This is a genomic window from Shewanella sp. S1-49-MNA-CIBAN-0167 (assembly GCF_040310145.1).
GTDB classification, from domain to species: domain Bacteria; phylum Pseudomonadota; class Gammaproteobacteria; order Enterobacterales; family Shewanellaceae; genus Shewanella; species Shewanella psychromarinicola.
The window spans coordinates 1-270 of sequence record NZ_JBEOPO010000272.1 but is presented as its reverse complement, the minus strand read 5'-3'; the positions used below and the strand labels follow the sequence as shown (position 1 = coordinate 270).

Here is a 270-nt window from a genome sequence, read left to right as displayed (position 1 = left end):
AACCAGCACCGCCTGAACCTATGATAACGACATCGAAATTCTGTTCACTGGCAACTAGTTCTGCCGGCTTATCATTACTCTTGACCATACCGGCAACTAAGGTAACGCCAGCTGCGGTAAGAGAGCTCTCAACAGCCTCTTTAAATGCACCACTGGTGATCGTCGCGCCGCTGATGCCATCGACCTCGGTACTGTTATTGGCAATCATTGCATCTTTCATTTCGGTAAATACCGACGCCGCCAATACCTTATTTTCATGCTGTTTCAGGA

General features: G+C 48.1%; 1 protein-coding gene. It reads right to left on the bottom strand.

What is annotated here, in order from left to right; genetic code table 11:
- On the bottom strand, positions 1 to 270 hold a 270-nt coding region (locus AAEZ00_RS21290), incomplete at both ends, for an FMN-binding protein (RefSeq protein WP_351089899.1).